Genomic DNA, 15,254 nt, shown 5'->3' with positions numbered 1-15,254 from the left:
TAGCCTTTCACCATACTTTAGCTACGGTTTCCGCAAAGGGAACCATGGAGTTACTTACAGCAAAAAACAACAGGGCTACTTAACTGTAGTACCGGATTAATTTGTAAACCATTAGTTGGAGGTGCAGCGGAAAGGGGCTGAGTGGGCTAAGAGGGGGTTCACACCTTGAAAGCTCCGTCCTAACTCTCACCCTCAGGGTGTAAGTGGTGTATTCTGCTGCAAAATTTTCGATGAAAAAAATCCGTATTTTTCTGTGGGCGGCACTATTGTCTTGTGCCATGCTCATCATTCCACAGCCAGCTCAGGCGATTGAAAGTATAATCGAGCCAGTCAGTCACTTTGATACTGGCACAGAGGGTTGGATAGTTGTTGACGTTAATGATCAAGAAGTTGACCCCGAACAGTCTAGAATCTGTGGATTCATCACTGGTGGCTACATTCATAATGATGATCAAGTCGGTGATGGATCCTACGATTACCTTGCCCCCGAGAAGTTTGTTGGTGACAAATCCAGTTTTTTCAATGGAAACCTCAGGTTTGCTGTTCAGGTTAATTTGGAAAATAGCGATCAGATTACCGAGGATATCAAGAGTTTAAACAATAGTTTAATAAATGGTTTAACCATAAGTGGTGGTGGTTTGGAACTACAGAACCATGTATCGACGCCCACTATAGACCAATGGACTCCCTACACCATACCCCTTAATGCAGAGGGTGGATGGATAAAAACTGACAGCAATGAAGCAGCCACGAATTTAGAGATAATGCAAGTCCTGACAGATTTGGATTATTTAAAGATTAATGGCGATTGGTTGACAAATACCAACAAAGACCGTTCCAGTCTCGACGAAGTTCGCTGGGAAAAGTGTGAATCTCTCTACGTCTATGAACCCCCAAATAATTCTGCCCCTGCGGTGGCTAATCCCATTGGCGCTCAAACCATTAACGAGAATGAGCCTTTTACCCTGACAATTGGGGAAGCAACATTTAGCGATCGCGATGGAGACAGTTTGAGCTTGAGTTCAACCATACCGAGCTGGTTGAATTTCGATGGCACTACTTTTAGTGGTACTCCCACTAGCGATGACATTGGCACAACCACAATTACTCTAACAGCCTCTGACGAGCTATGCAAAACCGTCAGCAATGCCTTTGAAATTCAGGTTAACCATGTTCCGGTGCGTACTGAAATTGCCAATTCAGTGGAGGATTTTTCTGATACTCAAGGAGAGCATAATTGGTTCTACGGTTACTACGATGGTTCCCTGACCAGTGCTGATTTCCATGAAATGGAGCAATACACTAAGGGGTCCTGGCAGGTGAAGCAAGGAAAATACTGGACTGAGCTATCTAACACTATTGCTCATCCCAACGGTCCGAAAACCAGCGGTAGACGGCAAAGGGTTGAGCAGTGGGGAGTTCGTCGCTGGGTTAGTGACATTGAGGGGGAAGTTACGTTCAAGGGTCACCTCGCCAAGAAAGACCGTCGTACTGCCAGCGATGGTGTGATTGCCTATATCTTTGTTGATGGTACTAAAATCTGGTCTGACGCAATCGATGGCAAGGATGGTGTTGGGGTTTATTTCACTGTATCCAGCACAGTGCAAAAAGGCTCGGTAGTTGACTTTGCCCTGGCACCTGGCAATAGCGACTATTTTGATAAGAGCACATTCACTATTAGCATCATTGGTTTGTTGTAGAGCTTAAGTATTCAGCGGTCAGCGGTCAGCGGTCAGCGGTCAGCGGTCAGCGGTCATGGGAATTAGAGAATTCACTACTGGCTCCCTTGGCACAAGCTAATTCTATGGCGTTGCTGAATTTTGGAATGAATAGGAGTAGAGTGGGCATCCTGCCCGCCCGGAAATAAGCATGAAACTGGCAAGATGCCAGTTCTACGCAAGATGCCAGTTCTACGCAAGATGCCAGTTCCACGCCTGATGCCCATTCCACGGCAAGATGCCTATTCCACAGGTGCGACCCAAGGCCGTGAGCAATCCCTCACGGCCTTGGAGGCGCGCACCTAAAAACTCTTAAAATCATTCCATTATTAACCAACGCCAATTCTATTGTTCGTTCATAGCTTGATTCAGCAACAGCGCGTACGCGAAGCGGTTCGTTCGGAACATCGCGTTTTCTTACTTCACTGCTTGGTTATCTGGTTTTCCCATTTGGGCTGGGTGGTGATGATGCGTTCGCGTAGCGTGGCCTAGGGCCAATCGCTACTTGCGAAAATCATACCCTAATTCAGCAACGCCGAGGATTTACGCATACAACAACTCATTTCTGATTTCCTCAATTGCCAGCATACTCACCAAAATGCCAACCCGTCTCGCTACTTCATAGGCATTTTTCTGAGGCACAACAATAATTCCTGAATGTTGTTTCTCCTCTTTTATATACTCAAGGTTTAACCGTTCAAAATCAATACGGTTATGGGTCGAGATCTGCCTATAGAAGTTGCGAATTCCAATTGCTCTCTATCAGTTTTGCCAATAGTTCCTTGTTCAGGAACAGTTGTTACATCTAATCCCCGAGACTTTAACAATGTAGCAACCAATCCTGATACATCTTCATCAGTATAAATCGCTACAATAATGCTCACAATCAACCTAAAATAGACTTTACAGATGGATGCACCAATTGATCAGGGACTTGGTTCTGCTCAATGTACTCATTAATCTCCCCCTGATTGTCAAGATAGAAACTTAAGGCATCAAATACTTGTGCGAGAGTCAAATGAGTTAGATGGTTTAGAATTTCTTCTGGCATAATACCCAAGCGCCATAAACCAACAATAGCACGGACAGATGTCCGAGTGCCGATGATGATTGGTTCTCCGTTCAAAATTTCCGGATTACGAGTAACGTAGCGCGAGATAGTTTTAGCAGTCATAAGGCTCTTTGCTTAGGGAAACCAGTGCTATGTCTAATTTACTTTAAGGTAAGCATTCAGCATTCAGCCGTCAGCTGTCAGCCGTTGGCCGTAGTCCACGCTACGCTAACAGCTGACATTAACTCTATGATTGTGTTTTGTGACCAAAAGTTTATGGGAGTTAGGGAATTAAGTACTGACTCCCTTGGCACAAGCTAATTCTATTGTTGGTTAATCGCTTAATTCAGCAACAGCGCGTACGCGAAGCGGTTCCAAAGGAACATCGCGTTTTCTTACTTTACTGCTTGGTTATCTGGTTTTAGGATTTGGGCTTGGTGGTGATTATGGGTACCCTACAGCCAACGTCTCACCTCTCCCTATTCGTATTGATAGTTTGATCAAATTTATTTTGATTTGGCAATGAGTATTTAGACTGATTTTTAATTTTATAAATGAGTTGTAAAAGTAGATTGTGATTTTTTATAAACTAAAAAACTCTGTATTCATTACTGCTCTTAACTATTGGGAGTTTTAGGTTTACTAAACCTTTGGATTATTTGTTCACATTTCAAATATAACTACTATATTAGTCTTAATTTACTTCATGTCGCTTCGGTAGTACTTCAGACCACTTCATAGACCTTCATGCCCTACTTACTACTTCCTGCTTCCTAAGACGAAATTCCCTTAAATCCTTTACTCATCAGCTGTTCTGAATTATCTCTAACCAAAGTATTTTTGATAAAAACTTCATAGATTTAAAGGTTTGATAAATTTAACTAATTTTGTGAAAATTTTGTGTAATAATAGTTTTGGAAAATAAATCAGATATCAATAATCAATTGATTGATATTATATCTACCAATCTCAAGCCCTAATATTAAATAAACCAGCGCTGAGTTGAGCACTTAAAATCTACCATTACTAAATAGCTGATAAACCCCATTATTGATTTCTCATAACACACAAAAAAAATAGTTTAAGGTAGCTATAAATAAACTCAAGTTAAGGTCAAGAAAGCAGATGATAAAAAATAGCTTAACCGAAGAACAATTCCAAGGATTAGTAGAACGGCTTTCCAAACGGAAAAATGAGCTGGAAGGCAGAATCACCATTGAAACGGTTAAGGATAGTTTAAGGGAATTAGGACTATCCGATCTACTTCTTGAAAATGATATTGATGAGGTTTGTAAACAAATGAATAGAGAATTGAAAATGCGGCAATGGACAAACTATTTTAAGTTTGCCTTAATCCTAATCATTTTGACAGCACCATTATCTGCCTTTGGAGGGTATAAACTCCGAGAAGTTATGGTGGCTAAGTTTCCGCAATTATTAGGCTTGACTAATGATGATTCTGTAGACTCAAGGGAGCTGAAACTACAAGTCAAAGACCTCCAAGATAAACTCAAAGATTTGGAAACAGAGAAGGATAAACTAAAAGAAAGAATCGAAGACCTCAAGACTGAAAATAAACAGCTTAAAACCGGTACTGAGCCTGATTCAATATCGCAAGGTACGAGAACTACAATAATTAATGAATCTAAACCGACTCCAGTTTCATCCCAATCAGTTGAGCTGGAAGGTATTCTCTATGAATTAAAAAGTTGCCAAAAATCCTCCAATGTAAATTCAAGTACTCAATCTATCAGTTGCGCTATCTTAATCACAAGTACTAAAGAAAATGTTAAATTAGAGTTGTATTCCAACGGCTATAAGGGAAGAAGTAGACTATTGGATCAAGGTAAAGAATATGTAGCTACAAAAGTTACATTTGGTACATACAGCAGTCATAAGCGTTATGGTTATGTAAACAATAGCTTAATTAAGGATATACCAATAGAAGCAATTATTACTTTTAAGGGAGTTTCACTAGACGTCAACCAGATAGATCTCCTGCAATTTAAAACTCATTTGAAGAGTTCTTATTACACTGGTTATCTCAATCCTGAGTTACGGGATTTGTCGGTTATTCCAGAAGAATAGAAACTATTTAATTGGCGTTGCTGAATCCTTCAATGAATAGGAGTAGAGTGGGCATCCTGCCCGCTCGAAAGGATTAGAAACGGGCAAGATGCCCACTCTATAAAGCTATTAAAATCATTCCATTATTCAGCAACGCCGTGCATTAGACTAATTGAAAACCTGACAATGATCAAGGTAAGCACTGCCCACCCTACATCTACTCAAGTACAAATGCGCTTATTGCCGATGATCAATTATCTCCCCCACTCTTCACCACCTGGTAATTCAGTTAAATAATCATCTAAAACTGCTGGCAGTTCTTTAGCTGAATAGCGGTAAGTCAGACTAAGTAAACTATTTGCCGTCAAAATCAGCTGTGGTTTATCCAATCTCTGGGAAAGTTGAGACCGCCTTAATTCTCCATTGAAAACTTCCAGACTAGCAGGAGCGATCGCTGCTTCTAGTGCTTCCTCTAATCTTGGCTGCCATTGATCAGGTTTAATATAATAGGAGGTTTTATTATCTTTAAGATTAAGCTTTTTAATTTCCAGAATTGAACTGGCAATTGACGCTGCCCAAGAATTGGTTAAACCCTGCTCTACTTGATTTTTAATTAAGTGGATAAATAGCCTGACTAGGAACGAATCAATATTACGCAAAATTGCCTGTTCACTCATCCCTTCTAATTCATCGACAATTGCTAAAGCATCTGCGTATCGTCCTTCTAAGATGCTAGTTTTGAGGTCTATAAGTTCTTGTGTCATAGGTAAGGTAATTGTTAGGGAGTAGGGAGTCGGGAGTCGGGAGTCGGGAGTCGGGAGTCGGGAGTCGGGAGTCGGGAGGAGTTAATTCAGAAGAGGGAAGTTTGATAACACTCATGTGATCAACTTTTAAAGTAGAGGCATAAAACTAATTTGGTCTTGATATTCATCTAAGGTAAGCATTCAGCCGTCAGCTGTCAGCGGTCAGCTTAAAATAAACCTCTTTAGGATTAATGATAATTTAAAGTCTGGGAAAAAGCCCTTGGCCATTCGCGTAGCGTGGCCATTCGGGTAGCGAACAGCTTTGTGGCACAGGCTTCGACGCTGTGACTTAACTCAGATTAAACGAATGCTTACATCTTTTATTCAAAAGCTGATACGCGACACGCTGATAGCTGATAGCTTACCATCTAACTAGCCTCTATTGTTTTAGTCTGGTTTTGATATGCAGCATCTTTTTCAGCTTTAAACTTTCGGAGTTTTTCAATAAAAGGAGGAGGATTTTTACGCTGTTGCTCGCGCATTTGATGACTCCACGCCAACCAGTCAGCAATATAAGCGCTTACGGAAACTTGGTTGTGTAAATAGTATAAAATTGTGGCATAAACCTGTTCTAGTGTTACCGTCCTATATCCTTCGGCAATCGCTTCTGGTGTCTGGGCGCGATGGATATATTGATAGAGAATATGTTCTATCCCAATTCGTGTTCCTTTAATGCGAATATCATCGGGTGCTAAAAAATCAAAGTAATCTTCTAATTGCATTAGTATAACCGTTTTTAATTGAGGGAGTAGGGAGTAGAGAGTAGGGAGTAGGGAGTCGGGAACAGCGGCTCAGGGAATAGGGGAAAAATATTGTGTACCTGATTAGGCTAGAACGGGCTATTATTATATATAATATCTGGTGATTATGCGTACGCTACTTGCCAAAATCATACCCTAATTCAACAACACCTGGTATTTGATTATGGTAATTATTGTTTTTGAACCAAATACCGAGGAGATTTTACCAAAAAAATTGGGTTTAAAGCCCCGTCCTTATAGGACGGCTTTTTTTTAAAACTTTTTCTTGACAGTTTGTACTAGGTGTGCTAATATATAATTGTAAACAATAAACTTTTCAAATAGATAGATACTATCTAACCATAAGTAGGCAACGTAAAAAATATGTATCAGATACATATTGCGTAATTTAGTCTAACGACTTAAACGTCTATGAAAAATTTAGATAAAAAAAGTATCTATCTATATAAAAAAAAGATCTAAAAAAAAGGTACGGTGGGGCACACCGGAACCTGGATCATTGATCAATCACGCTCAGGGAGAATTGTCCTCTACTCTCCCTGACTCCGGTTTGGGTGAGCAAGACAGCTCGCTGTTCCCGTAGCGTGGCCATAGGCCAAGTGAGAATCCCCGTCCATAAGCGGGCGGGGAGTGTCAAAATGGATACCGTAACATTATACCAAGATACCGTCGAAAAAATTCTTAAAGAGTATGCGGCTATCCCATACAGTTATGGTGATATTAAGCAGTATGTCATTATTGATGCCGAGCGTACTCATTTCCTACTGTTTAACGAAGGATGGAACGGCAAAAAAAGAGTCCATGGCGTTGTCACCCATGTTGAAATTCGTCAGAGCAAACTCTGGATTCATTATGATGGCATCGAAGACGGCATTACCGATGAACTAGTTGCGGCGGGTGTGCCAAAGGATCATATTGTCCTCGCGTTTCATCCTCCCCATTTACGTCAACATACTGGATATGCGATCGCATAACCCCAATCACAAATATAGCAATTATCATAGCTATGAGGTACACAATTTCGGGATTTTAGGGAACAGGGAACAGGGAACAGGGAATAGCGATGCGCTGGATCAAGACAGGGAATCAAAGTCAAAGAAGACTGTACCTCATAACTGCGAGAAACGCTATAAACCGAGGAATAAGACAATTCTCAAAAAAGTGCGATCGCATCAGCGCTAACCAGTCAGTCCGCAACTTGATGCGATCGCATCCCATAGTTATTCAAGCAAGAAGTTAGTAGTAAGGTATGTTCATAACGCACCCATCCCATTAACAATTCCCTCTTCTTTCTTCCCTGTTCCCGACTCCCGACTCCCGACTCCCGACTCCCGACTCCCGACTCCCGACTCCCGACTCCCGACTCCCGACTCCCGACTCCCTAAAACCCAGAACATTGAGATTCAATAATAGCGATCGCATTAGCAATGCCATCTTCATCGCGGATTTGTTTGCCCAAGGCTTCAGCATTTTGCCGAATAGTCTGGCTTGTCGTCACTTCGCGGATAGCAGTAGCCAGCTTCTCGGCAGTCAACGTCTTCTGGGGAATCGGTTTACTGCCGACACCAAGGGCATGAACACGCTCGCCCCAAAAGGGTTGGTCCCCAAAAAAGGGACAAATGATGGTGGGACGACCTGCCCGTAAGCCAGCAGCGGTAGTGCCAGCCCCACCATGATGCACCACTGCCGCCATACGGGGGAAAAGCCAATCGTGGGGAGCACTGTCAATTTTGAAAATACTGTCTGGCAAGTCAGCCACAGCCAAACCACCCCAACCGGTAGCAATAATACCCCGCACATTGGCTTGCTGTAACCCTTCAATCACAATTTCCGTCAGCCGCTGGGGATGTCGTCCAGCCATACTGCCAAAACCGACATAAACCGGAGGATTGCCAGCATCAAGGAAATCCTGTAACTCAGCCGGTGGTTGCCATATATCTTGTTGGTCTAGAAACCAGTAGCCGGTTGCCACCACACTCTCAGGCCAGTCCGTAGCTTCTGGCATAACAAACTTACTGTAACAATATAAAACCGGAATCAGTTCACCGGTAGTGGTATGCAGAATATTAAAACTCCCCGGTTGGGGTGGCAAATCATGGTCAGCTCGCCACGTTTTAACGGGTTTGCCTGCTGAAAACTCCATTAATCGATTGACGAAGTGATAGGTCAGTTTGTTATACCAGCCCCCTAAAGGCCATTTCGGGAAGCCCATGTGAGGAAATTCAGCCGTAGGCACCAGCATCGGCAAGGGAACCGCCATGATCACGGGAATGCCCAATTTTTCGGCAAAATGAGGACCCCCATAGGCTTTGGGGTGGAAGACGATCAGATCCGGGTTGGCTTCTTGTGCGGAATTCCAACTATCATTAAGCATCATCCGTTGCATGGGAGCAACTTGTTTGGATAACTTACGAGTGAGTTTGATGGTTTCCCAGAGGTTGGTCGTATTTTCCATGGCATCCCGACCTTGATCTGAATTGATCAGCTTCATCATCTCATCGTTCATATAGCCATAAGTTAAGCCATGCTCGGTGATGAATAATTCAAAACTGGCACTGGTACAGACTGTGACGGTATGTCCTGCTGCTTTTAAACCTTTGCCCAATGCCACATAGGGCTGGACATCACCACGTGAACCTAGTGTTTGGATAAATACATGCATAGGTCAGCTCTCTGGTCAACAGCAATGGAACATCGATCGACCTCTCAAACACACACAGGAGCAGTTTGTGGAGGAAGCATCATCCAAGAATTCCTCTTAATTATAAATATTCCATTATAAACCTGGAGTGGGAATCTGTGTATTGCCCCCCTCACCGTAAGTCCTGTTTGAATTTTCAGGTTTGAATTTACAATGGATATGAAGCCAAAAATACTGCTCTCAAAGTCGGAGACCAATTAGCTGCTCAGATGGAGAAACCCTATGCCTTCTACTACTCGTACTAGTAAAACTGCATTTACTTAATTTTTCACAATGATCTGGAGTAAGGGATGAAATACGTTTTACAGATTTTTCAAATTATCAAATACCCATATGTCAAGCATGCAGTCATTTTAGTAACAGTACTATTATTAATAATTCCTGACCTCATAGAACCCCTTATTATTCAGAATCTTTTCGATAACGTTTTCCCCAATAAAGATATTAATTTATTAATTTTAATGGTTTTAGCTTTTGGGGTAGCAAGGCTTTTTGGGTTTTTACTAGAAATCCTGGAGGATTATTTATCTGCTTCTTTTGGCCCGCAAATAATTTTTATAATAAGACAAAAATTATATTCTCATCTTCAAAAAATCGATTTTATAACCTACAGTGAAACACCCCATGGTGAACTGGTATCAAGATTACTTAATGATGTTAATTATTTAGAAGAATTTTTATTGAAAGTTTTACCGAGTACAATCGAAAATATATTAATTGTAACTTTGATAACTATATTGTTATTTAAGTTTAATTGGCTTTTAGCTTTAGTATTAATTCCTCTATCATCTTTATTGAATTTTACCTATAAAATCAAGGAGAAAGAGATAGAAGAATTAAGCGCTATCAATCGACAATATATTTCTGAGTTTCAAAAATTTTTTAACGAAAATATAGAACTACACTATTTGATAAAAGTGTTTAGTTTAGAAAAAAATCGATTAAAAAAATATACCAAAGTTACCCAAAATTATATCAGAAATAATATTAAATTTGTTACCATATCCAAACTAGTAGAATCTTTGGCAGAACTTATACCTCTAACTTCAAAGATTGTTTTATATGGATTAGGAGGATATCTTCTCATAAATAATCAACTAACCTTAGGTAGTTTAATTGCTTTTGACTATTTATTGGGTCTTCTTGTTGAGCCTTTATCTTCTGTTTTTAAGGTTAATCTAAAGTTACAAGCTACCATCCCAGCTATCAAAAGGATTCTAGAATATTTAGAACTGGATACAGAAAAGGAAGGAGATTTAACAGTCAAAAAAATCAATTATTTGAGCTTTGAAAAAGTTAATTTTGAATACCAAAAAGGTCAACCCATTTTGGAAAATTTAACTTTTGATATCAAAGCAGGTCAAAACATCGCTTTTGTAGGAACTTCGGGGGCAGGAAAAACTACAATAACTAATTTATTATTTAGATTTTACAATCCCAAAGAGGGTTCGATAAAGATTAATGATATTGAGATTAGCTATCTAAAAATCAAATCATTAAGGCAAGCTTTAGGAGTCTGTTCTCAAGATACATTGTTGTTTAATACAACAATCAAAGAAAATTTAAAGTACGGAAACTTAAAAGCAACAGATCGAGAAATTATAGAAGCTTGCAAGTTGTCACATATTCATCATTTTATTGAAACTTTACCAGAAAAATATGAAACTATAGTTGGCGAAAGAGGCATCAAACTTTCTGGAGGACAAAAGCAGAGGCTTGCTATTGCTAGAGTAATCTTAAAAAATCCTCAAATTTTAATTCTGGATGAAGCCACATCTCATCTTGATAGTGAATCAGAAAATATTATCCAAGAATCACTTAAAACAGTTGCCGAAGGTAGAACAACAATAATCATTGCTCACCGATTATCCACAGTGGTAAATTGCGATCGCATATTTGTTTTGAATCAGGGCAAAATTGTGGAAGAAGGAAAACATCAAGAACTCCTGAAAAGTCAAGGAGTTTATTATAAACTTTGGCATGAACAATTTAGATTTGATCCGATTCAGTAACTCTTCTGAGTATTAGTCTGTCTTCTGGATATGCTCCGAAGTCTTTCGTTAGTAAGTAGGAATTATTTGGGAATTTAATGGCTAAATAATCCTTAGCCTGTTCCCAAGACTTTAATCTTCGCATCCAATGCCGATAGTACATCATAGCGACAGTTCTAGCACGGGCAGCTTGTGCTTTAGTAAAGAATAAGCTTTCATTAATTTCAGTATCTATACTCATTACATTCATGAACATATTTTTGGCATGCAGATTTTCAGCAAAATTTTTATGCCAAGGCCAAATACTGGCTTTTTTGATATTAATCGGATTCCAGATGGTATCTGGAGTTACTCCCAGGCAAGGCCTATTAAAATCTTTACCATGTTTACCAAGGTGATACAGTTGAAAACAATGTCCTAATTCATGGCTAAGAACATCGCCAGTTTCACAGTCATACTTTGAATTAAGGTGGTTGGGTCGATCGTATCCTAAACTATCAACAATCAGGCACAAAAAACCAAGTTTTCGAGGATAAAATTTGCTGCGATATCGGATTTGGGGCAAATTGGCATAACCTCCAGGATCGCGTCCGGAGAAATCCCGTTGCATTAAGATCGCAACATTAAAACAGTTTGGGGATGTGGGAATTTCATCAATCCACTTTCCTTTGTTTGTTTTCACTGGATTGCGAGTATGGACTTCGGAAATTCCAGTTAATCGAAACCGAAATCCCATGGCTCCAATGCGGTCAAGACAAGTTTGGTAAAAATCAGAATAAGGCAATAGATACTTGCGCAGATGTTCTTTAGCATACTCTGCCCCTTCCATAGAAAAGTCAAAATTTACCTTTTCCAGATTCTTTTCAATTAACCATTTCAAGTAAGCTCGATCGTGATTCTTTTTGATCGAGTCATAATCTCTCTGAATGTCGTAATGATGATTGGGAATAAACTGTCGTAAGTCATTCCCTAAAATCTCTGGGTGGTCGATAAGATCTATAATATAGTCTTCTTCGCTAAAGTTAACTAGATAAAAATGAATTGGAAACTCCCAAATATAGGAGTCATGGATAGGAAGCAGATCCGGAAAGGTTTTTTTCCGAGTTAGCTCCATGATTTCTAGGAAGTCTGCAAATGATTTGGATCGGAAATATTGATACAGAGTTAATTCCCGACCCTCTTGTTGATAAATTCGCTGATTAAAGAATGTTTCATTAACTCTAAAATCGTAAGCAAAGAAGATATTGATAAATTCTTCGATACTGTTGTAAAATTTTCCCCGAATGCGATCGGTAATTTCTGCTATTTCTAGATAACAGTTGATTAAAGGATCTAATTGATTGATGTCTAGGGTTAGAGGCAATTTAGCCATTATCGCAGAAAGCCGTTGTTTAAATGTATGGTAGTGCGTTGCATAACTATAGGTTAAATCTAGGTTAAATTGTCAAACTGTTTCAACAATGAGATTCTGGTCACTTTTCTGCTTTCGCAAAATATCTCGTTTCTCTTTCCAATGGGAAATAATCGGTTTCATCGTTTCTGATTTCATGTATTTTTCCCCTTTTCTCGCCTCCATTCTTTCTAAGAAAGAATCAATATTGGAAACATTCATAAAGTCATGGGACAAGGAAATAGAATCTGATAAAGTTAAGGTTTGATGCCACCAACCATTTGGTAAAATTAATACTTCACCTGGTTCGAGAACAAAATCATAAGGCGCAGATGCGTTCATATAAAGCGGATATTTAACTAGATCGGGATTGGTTAAGTCAACTTGACCGTCATACATCCATTTTTCATCTTCAGGGGGGTGAATTATCCACCTTTTGCGACCGGAAATTTGAGCAGAATACACATGCTGTCCTAATCTATCCGAATGATTGGCAATCCCAGAACCTTTAGTTCCCATAAAAATCCAGGTCAAGGCATTTAATTCTTGTTTAGGTAGCTCTAAAATCCAATCTTTTTCCTGGTTATTCAAGGGTTCAATTGTATCAAAATCTTCAGCAAGGATGTCATAAAAGTCATCCAGACACCACATGGAATAATGGGGTTGGTCGAAGTTGGTTTCCAGATACTTTCTTAATCGTATTTTTTTAGACTTGTCATCGTGACCATGGAAATACTGAATGAAAGCATTGCCAAACCTCTCTCGAAAATAATCTAAATTCCACTTGTGCAGAGCTTGCCAATGATTGATTTGATTCTGGAGAATAACTGGTTGATGAGGAATGAGGTATTTTTCTAACAACTCTTCAAAAGAAATGGAGTAATAAATCCGCTCAATAGGAGTCGTTTTTCTTTGGGGAAGTTGAGCAGACCAATTTGCTTGTATTGACTGACTGGCGCGATAAAATGTCTCTACTTTAGGATCGATATGGTGAGATTGATTGAGTTCGGAAATATAATGGTGATAATTTGTCTCATTGACAAGATCGTGGGTAATAGAAATAGAATCTGATAAAATTTCAGTTTGATGCCACCACCCAACGGGAAGAATTAAGATGTCACCAGTTTCTAAAATGAAGTCGAGGGCTTTGGCTTCCTTGAAATTCGGGTATTTTTCAATCGATTCTTCTCGTTTCAACCAGTCAGCTTTACCCTCATACATAAACTCTGATTCTTCTGGAGGAGACACAATCCAACGCTTTGTGCCCATAATTTGAGCTGACCAGAGATGAGTCCCCATACTATCTTGATGATTCTTAATACCCGTGCCAGTATTCCCAATAAAAATTACATTCATTTCCCCATGAATAGTTTTGGGAAGATCCAATAACCAGTTAAATTTAGGCTCGGAAAGAATTGTCCCTGCAATGGGATAATCTGGGGAGATTATGGGAAATAATTCTTTGGTATATAGACTAGAGTATAATATTTCTCCCTGTTGCATTTTAGCAAACATTTTTTTCAATCTCATTTGAGATGACTTAGCTTCGTTGCCAGAAGAAAAAACATTGGTATAAATGTTACCATACTTTTCCTGAAACCAGGAAAAACTCCACTTCTTGCTTGCTTCCCAGTCATCAATTAGACCTCGAATGATAACCGGTTTTCTTTTATAAAGATAATCATCAATAATTGTGCGGCTAGTCACACTAGCATCTAGGTAATCTATCCTTTCGTTAGGATAGTAGTTTTGGAGAATTTTTTCGCCTTTAGACATGGGATTTATCCTTGTTATTATTTCACTCCAAACAAAAGCTTGTTTCTCTGGTTAAACATTAGTATAATAGTTGAAAATTTATGGTTTTGAGCGTATTTCTTTATCCGTTTTAGTTTTTGGCTAGGATTTTCTTCACTATCAAAAATAGTTTGCAGAGCTTCGGTATCATCTGCCGATAAAGCAAATGCATTTTTTTGAAACATTTTAGAGAGAACTAACAGTAATTCCGAATTGGCTTCGTAAAATGAGCATGAAAGGGCAATATTGCGTTGAAAACTATCCACTGTATGCCACCAACTACAAGGAATGTAGAGGACATCTCCGGGATGGATTTCGGTTTCATACAAAGTTGCCTGTTCAAAAAGAGGATATTGTTGGTAATCTGGTTGATGGATATCAATAGGTGAATAGTTGGAATATTCTTCTCCGTATTTTGAATACATATAAGCTGTTTCAGCAATATCGACCAGCGTCAACTTCTTATATCCGCTGACCTGGCAGAGGAGATTCTCATACCAGTCATGGTGAAAGGCAATACGATTTCCTCCTCGGGTCATCAACATGCGACGTTTGTAAAATACATCAAAGGCATGGAAGAGATCGATATCTGGGACATTATTGACCAAAGCTGGGAATAGCCAACTACCAACAAAATAGTCGGTTTCCCCTTCTGGAAGGGTTAATCTCTCTAAAAATCTGGAAAAAGACATATAAACTTTCTCAGCATCGTCGAAAATTCTCCCCTCAAATTGATCTCTGGATGTTTCGACATCTACTGTATTAAACCCCACAACCTGCTCCAAATACTCATTCGTCCACAGGTGAATGGCATCCCAGTGTTTTACTGCTCCGCAAATAACTAATGGAGTATTCTTTTGCACATAGTTTCCGTAGAACTCCTCTTTGGATATTTGTTCGACTTTGGGAACCCTCGCTCTTTTATTTTTTATTTTGTAGCTGGATAATATATTCATAGCGATCGCTTGTCCATAAGTT

The 15,254-nt window shown here is 39.5% G+C and carries 17 protein-coding genes; 5 read left to right on the top strand and 12 right to left on the bottom strand.

What is annotated here, in order from left to right:
* Positions 1-230 precede the first annotated feature (230 nt).
* Positions 231-1,700 carry a putative Ig domain-containing protein gene (locus tag F6J90_RS08500; RefSeq protein WP_293092053.1) on the top strand — a complete coding sequence of 490 codons (1,470 nt, stop codon included), beginning with the start codon at positions 231-233 and terminating at the stop codon, positions 1,698-1,700.
* Positions 1,701-1,746: 46 nt separating this feature from the next.
* Here F6J90_RS08500 and F6J90_RS08495 read toward each other — a convergent pair whose 3' ends face one another.
* The 3 genes from F6J90_RS08495 to F6J90_RS08485 all read right to left on the bottom strand — a co-directional run bounded on the left by F6J90_RS08495 (position 1,747) and on the right by F6J90_RS08485 (position 2,892).
* Entirely contained in the window at positions 1,747-1,950 is a 204-nt protein-coding gene (locus F6J90_RS08495; RefSeq protein ID WP_293092051.1) for a hypothetical protein, read from the bottom strand.
* Positions 1,951-2,407: 457 nt separating this feature from the next.
* Positions 2,408-2,602, bottom strand: a complete 195-nt coding sequence (locus F6J90_RS08490) for a DUF5615 family PIN-like protein (RefSeq protein WP_293092049.1) — start codon at positions 2,600-2,602, stop codon at positions 2,408-2,410.
* Between the two features lie 2 nt (positions 2,603-2,604).
* On the bottom strand, positions 2,605-2,892 hold the full coding sequence (locus tag F6J90_RS08485; protein WP_293092047.1) for a DUF433 domain-containing protein: 288 nt from the start codon (positions 2,890-2,892) through the stop codon (positions 2,605-2,607).
* Between the two features lie 24 nt (positions 2,893-2,916).
* Between F6J90_RS08485 and F6J90_RS08480 the strand changes: the two genes are divergently transcribed.
* Positions 2,917-3,090, top strand: a complete 174-nt coding sequence (locus tag F6J90_RS08480) for a hypothetical protein (RefSeq protein WP_293092045.1) — start codon at positions 2,917-2,919, stop codon at positions 3,088-3,090.
* 804 nt (positions 3,091-3,894) lie between these two features.
* Positions 3,895-4,857, top strand: a complete 963-nt coding sequence (locus F6J90_RS08475) for a hypothetical protein (RefSeq protein WP_293092043.1) — start codon at positions 3,895-3,897, stop codon at positions 4,855-4,857.
* A gap of 233 nt (positions 4,858-5,090) precedes the next feature.
* Here F6J90_RS08475 and F6J90_RS08470 read toward each other — a convergent pair whose 3' ends face one another.
* From F6J90_RS08470 to F6J90_RS08460, 3 genes are all read right to left on the bottom strand, one after another.
* Entirely contained in the window at positions 5,091-5,600 is a 510-nt protein-coding gene (locus F6J90_RS08470; RefSeq protein WP_293092041.1) for a DUF29 family protein, read from the bottom strand.
* Positions 5,569-5,715, bottom strand: coding sequence for a hypothetical protein (locus F6J90_RS08465; protein ID WP_293092039.1), 147 nt, complete (start codon positions 5,713-5,715; stop codon positions 5,569-5,571). The genes F6J90_RS08470 and F6J90_RS08465 overlap by 32 nt, the downstream gene beginning before the upstream one ends.
* A gap of 292 nt (positions 5,716-6,007) precedes the next feature.
* Positions 6,008-6,361: a DUF433 domain-containing protein gene (locus tag F6J90_RS08460; RefSeq protein WP_293092037.1), complete on the bottom strand. Its 354-nt coding sequence runs from the start codon at positions 6,359-6,361 to the stop codon at positions 6,008-6,010.
* Between the two features lie 677 nt (positions 6,362-7,038).
* On the opposite strand from F6J90_RS08460, the gene F6J90_RS08455 reads away from it, so the two are divergent.
* Positions 7,039-7,374 (top strand): XisI protein, encoded by a 336-nt coding sequence (locus F6J90_RS08455; protein ID WP_293092035.1) that lies wholly within the window; start codon positions 7,039-7,041, stop codon positions 7,372-7,374.
* Here the strand turns inward: F6J90_RS08455 and F6J90_RS08450 are convergent.
* The 3 genes from F6J90_RS08450 to F6J90_RS08440 form a co-directional block, all read right to left on the bottom strand.
* The gene (locus F6J90_RS08450) at positions 7,347-7,550 is read right to left on the bottom strand and encodes a hypothetical protein (RefSeq protein ID WP_293092033.1); all 204 of its coding nucleotides are present in this window, start codon (positions 7,548-7,550) and stop codon (positions 7,347-7,349) included. The genes F6J90_RS08455 and F6J90_RS08450 overlap by 28 nt on opposite strands.
* A 103-nt stretch (positions 7,551-7,653) precedes the next feature.
* Positions 7,654-7,797, bottom strand: a complete 144-nt coding sequence (locus tag F6J90_RS08445) for a hypothetical protein (protein ID WP_293092031.1) — start codon at positions 7,795-7,797, stop codon at positions 7,654-7,656.
* A complete protein-coding gene (locus tag F6J90_RS08440; RefSeq protein ID WP_293092029.1) occupies positions 7,782-9,062 on the bottom strand; it encodes a glycosyltransferase in 1,281 nt (426 codons plus the stop codon). The genes F6J90_RS08445 and F6J90_RS08440 overlap by 16 nt, the downstream gene beginning before the upstream one ends.
* A 329-nt stretch (positions 9,063-9,391) precedes the next feature.
* Between F6J90_RS08440 and F6J90_RS08435 the strand changes: the two genes are divergently transcribed.
* On the top strand, positions 9,392-11,113 hold the full coding sequence (locus F6J90_RS08435; protein WP_293092027.1) for an ABC transporter ATP-binding protein: 1,722 nt from the start codon (positions 9,392-9,394) through the stop codon (positions 11,111-11,113).
* Here the strand turns inward: F6J90_RS08435 and F6J90_RS08430 are convergent.
* The 3 genes from F6J90_RS08430 to F6J90_RS08420 all read right to left on the bottom strand — a co-directional run bounded on the left by F6J90_RS08430 (position 11,091) and on the right by F6J90_RS08420 (position 15,232).
* Complete coding sequence (locus F6J90_RS08430) at positions 11,091-12,464, bottom strand: hypothetical protein (protein ID WP_293092025.1); 1,374 nt, start codon at positions 12,462-12,464, stop codon at positions 11,091-11,093. The genes F6J90_RS08435 and F6J90_RS08430 overlap by 23 nt on opposite strands.
* A gap of 72 nt (positions 12,465-12,536) precedes the next feature.
* On the bottom strand, positions 12,537-14,258 hold the full coding sequence (locus F6J90_RS08425) for a cupin-like domain-containing protein (protein ID WP_293092023.1): 1,722 nt from the start codon (positions 14,256-14,258) through the stop codon (positions 12,537-12,539).
* 17 nt (positions 14,259-14,275) lie between these two features.
* A complete protein-coding gene (locus tag F6J90_RS08420; protein ID WP_293092021.1) occupies positions 14,276-15,232 on the bottom strand; it encodes a cupin-like domain-containing protein in 957 nt (318 codons plus the stop codon).
* Positions 15,233-15,254 lie beyond the last annotated feature (22 nt).

The sequence above is a fragment of the Moorena sp. SIOASIH genome (genome assembly GCF_010671925.1).
Classification (GTDB): domain Bacteria; phylum Cyanobacteriota; class Cyanobacteriia; order Cyanobacteriales; family Coleofasciculaceae; genus Moorena.
This window is presented reverse-complemented; position numbering and strand designations above follow the sequence as displayed.

Bases quoted from the DNA above. Each gene is read 5' to 3' on its own strand.
- F6J90_RS08470 (WP_293092041.1), bottom strand. From the start codon at position 5,600: ATGACACAAGAACTTATAGACCTCAAAACTAGCATCTTAGAAGGACGA.
- F6J90_RS08420 (WP_293092021.1), bottom strand. From the start codon at position 15,232: ATGAATATATTATCCAGCTACAAAATAAAAAATAAAAGAGCGAGGGTT.
- F6J90_RS08500 (WP_293092053.1), top strand. From the start codon at position 231: ATGAAAAAAATCCGTATTTTTCTGTGGGCGGCACTATTGTCTTGTGCC.
- F6J90_RS08485 (WP_293092047.1), bottom strand. From the start codon at position 2,892: ATGACTGCTAAAACTATCTCGCGCTACGTTACTCGTAATCCGGAAATT.
- F6J90_RS08430 (WP_293092025.1), bottom strand. From the start codon at position 12,464: ATGGCTAAATTGCCTCTAACCCTAGACATCAATCAATTAGATCCTTTA.
- F6J90_RS08440 (WP_293092029.1), bottom strand. From the start codon at position 9,062: ATGCATGTATTTATCCAAACACTAGGTTCACGTGGTGATGTCCAGCCC.
- F6J90_RS08435 (WP_293092027.1), top strand. From the start codon at position 9,392: ATGAAATACGTTTTACAGATTTTTCAAATTATCAAATACCCATATGTC.
- F6J90_RS08455 (WP_293092035.1), top strand. From the start codon at position 7,039: ATGGATACCGTAACATTATACCAAGATACCGTCGAAAAAATTCTTAAA.
- F6J90_RS08460 (WP_293092037.1), bottom strand. From the start codon at position 6,361: ATGCAATTAGAAGATTACTTTGATTTTTTAGCACCCGATGATATTCGC.
- F6J90_RS08425 (WP_293092023.1), bottom strand. From the start codon at position 14,258: ATGTCTAAAGGCGAAAAAATTCTCCAAAACTACTATCCTAACGAAAGG.
- F6J90_RS08445 (WP_293092031.1), bottom strand. From the start codon at position 7,797: ATGTTCTGGGTTTTAGGGAGTCGGGAGTCGGGAGTCGGGAGTCGGGAG.
- F6J90_RS08475 (WP_293092043.1), top strand. From the start codon at position 3,895: ATGATAAAAAATAGCTTAACCGAAGAACAATTCCAAGGATTAGTAGAA.
- F6J90_RS08465 (WP_293092039.1), bottom strand. From the start codon at position 5,715: ATGAGTGTTATCAAACTTCCCTCTTCTGAATTAACTCCTCCCGACTCC.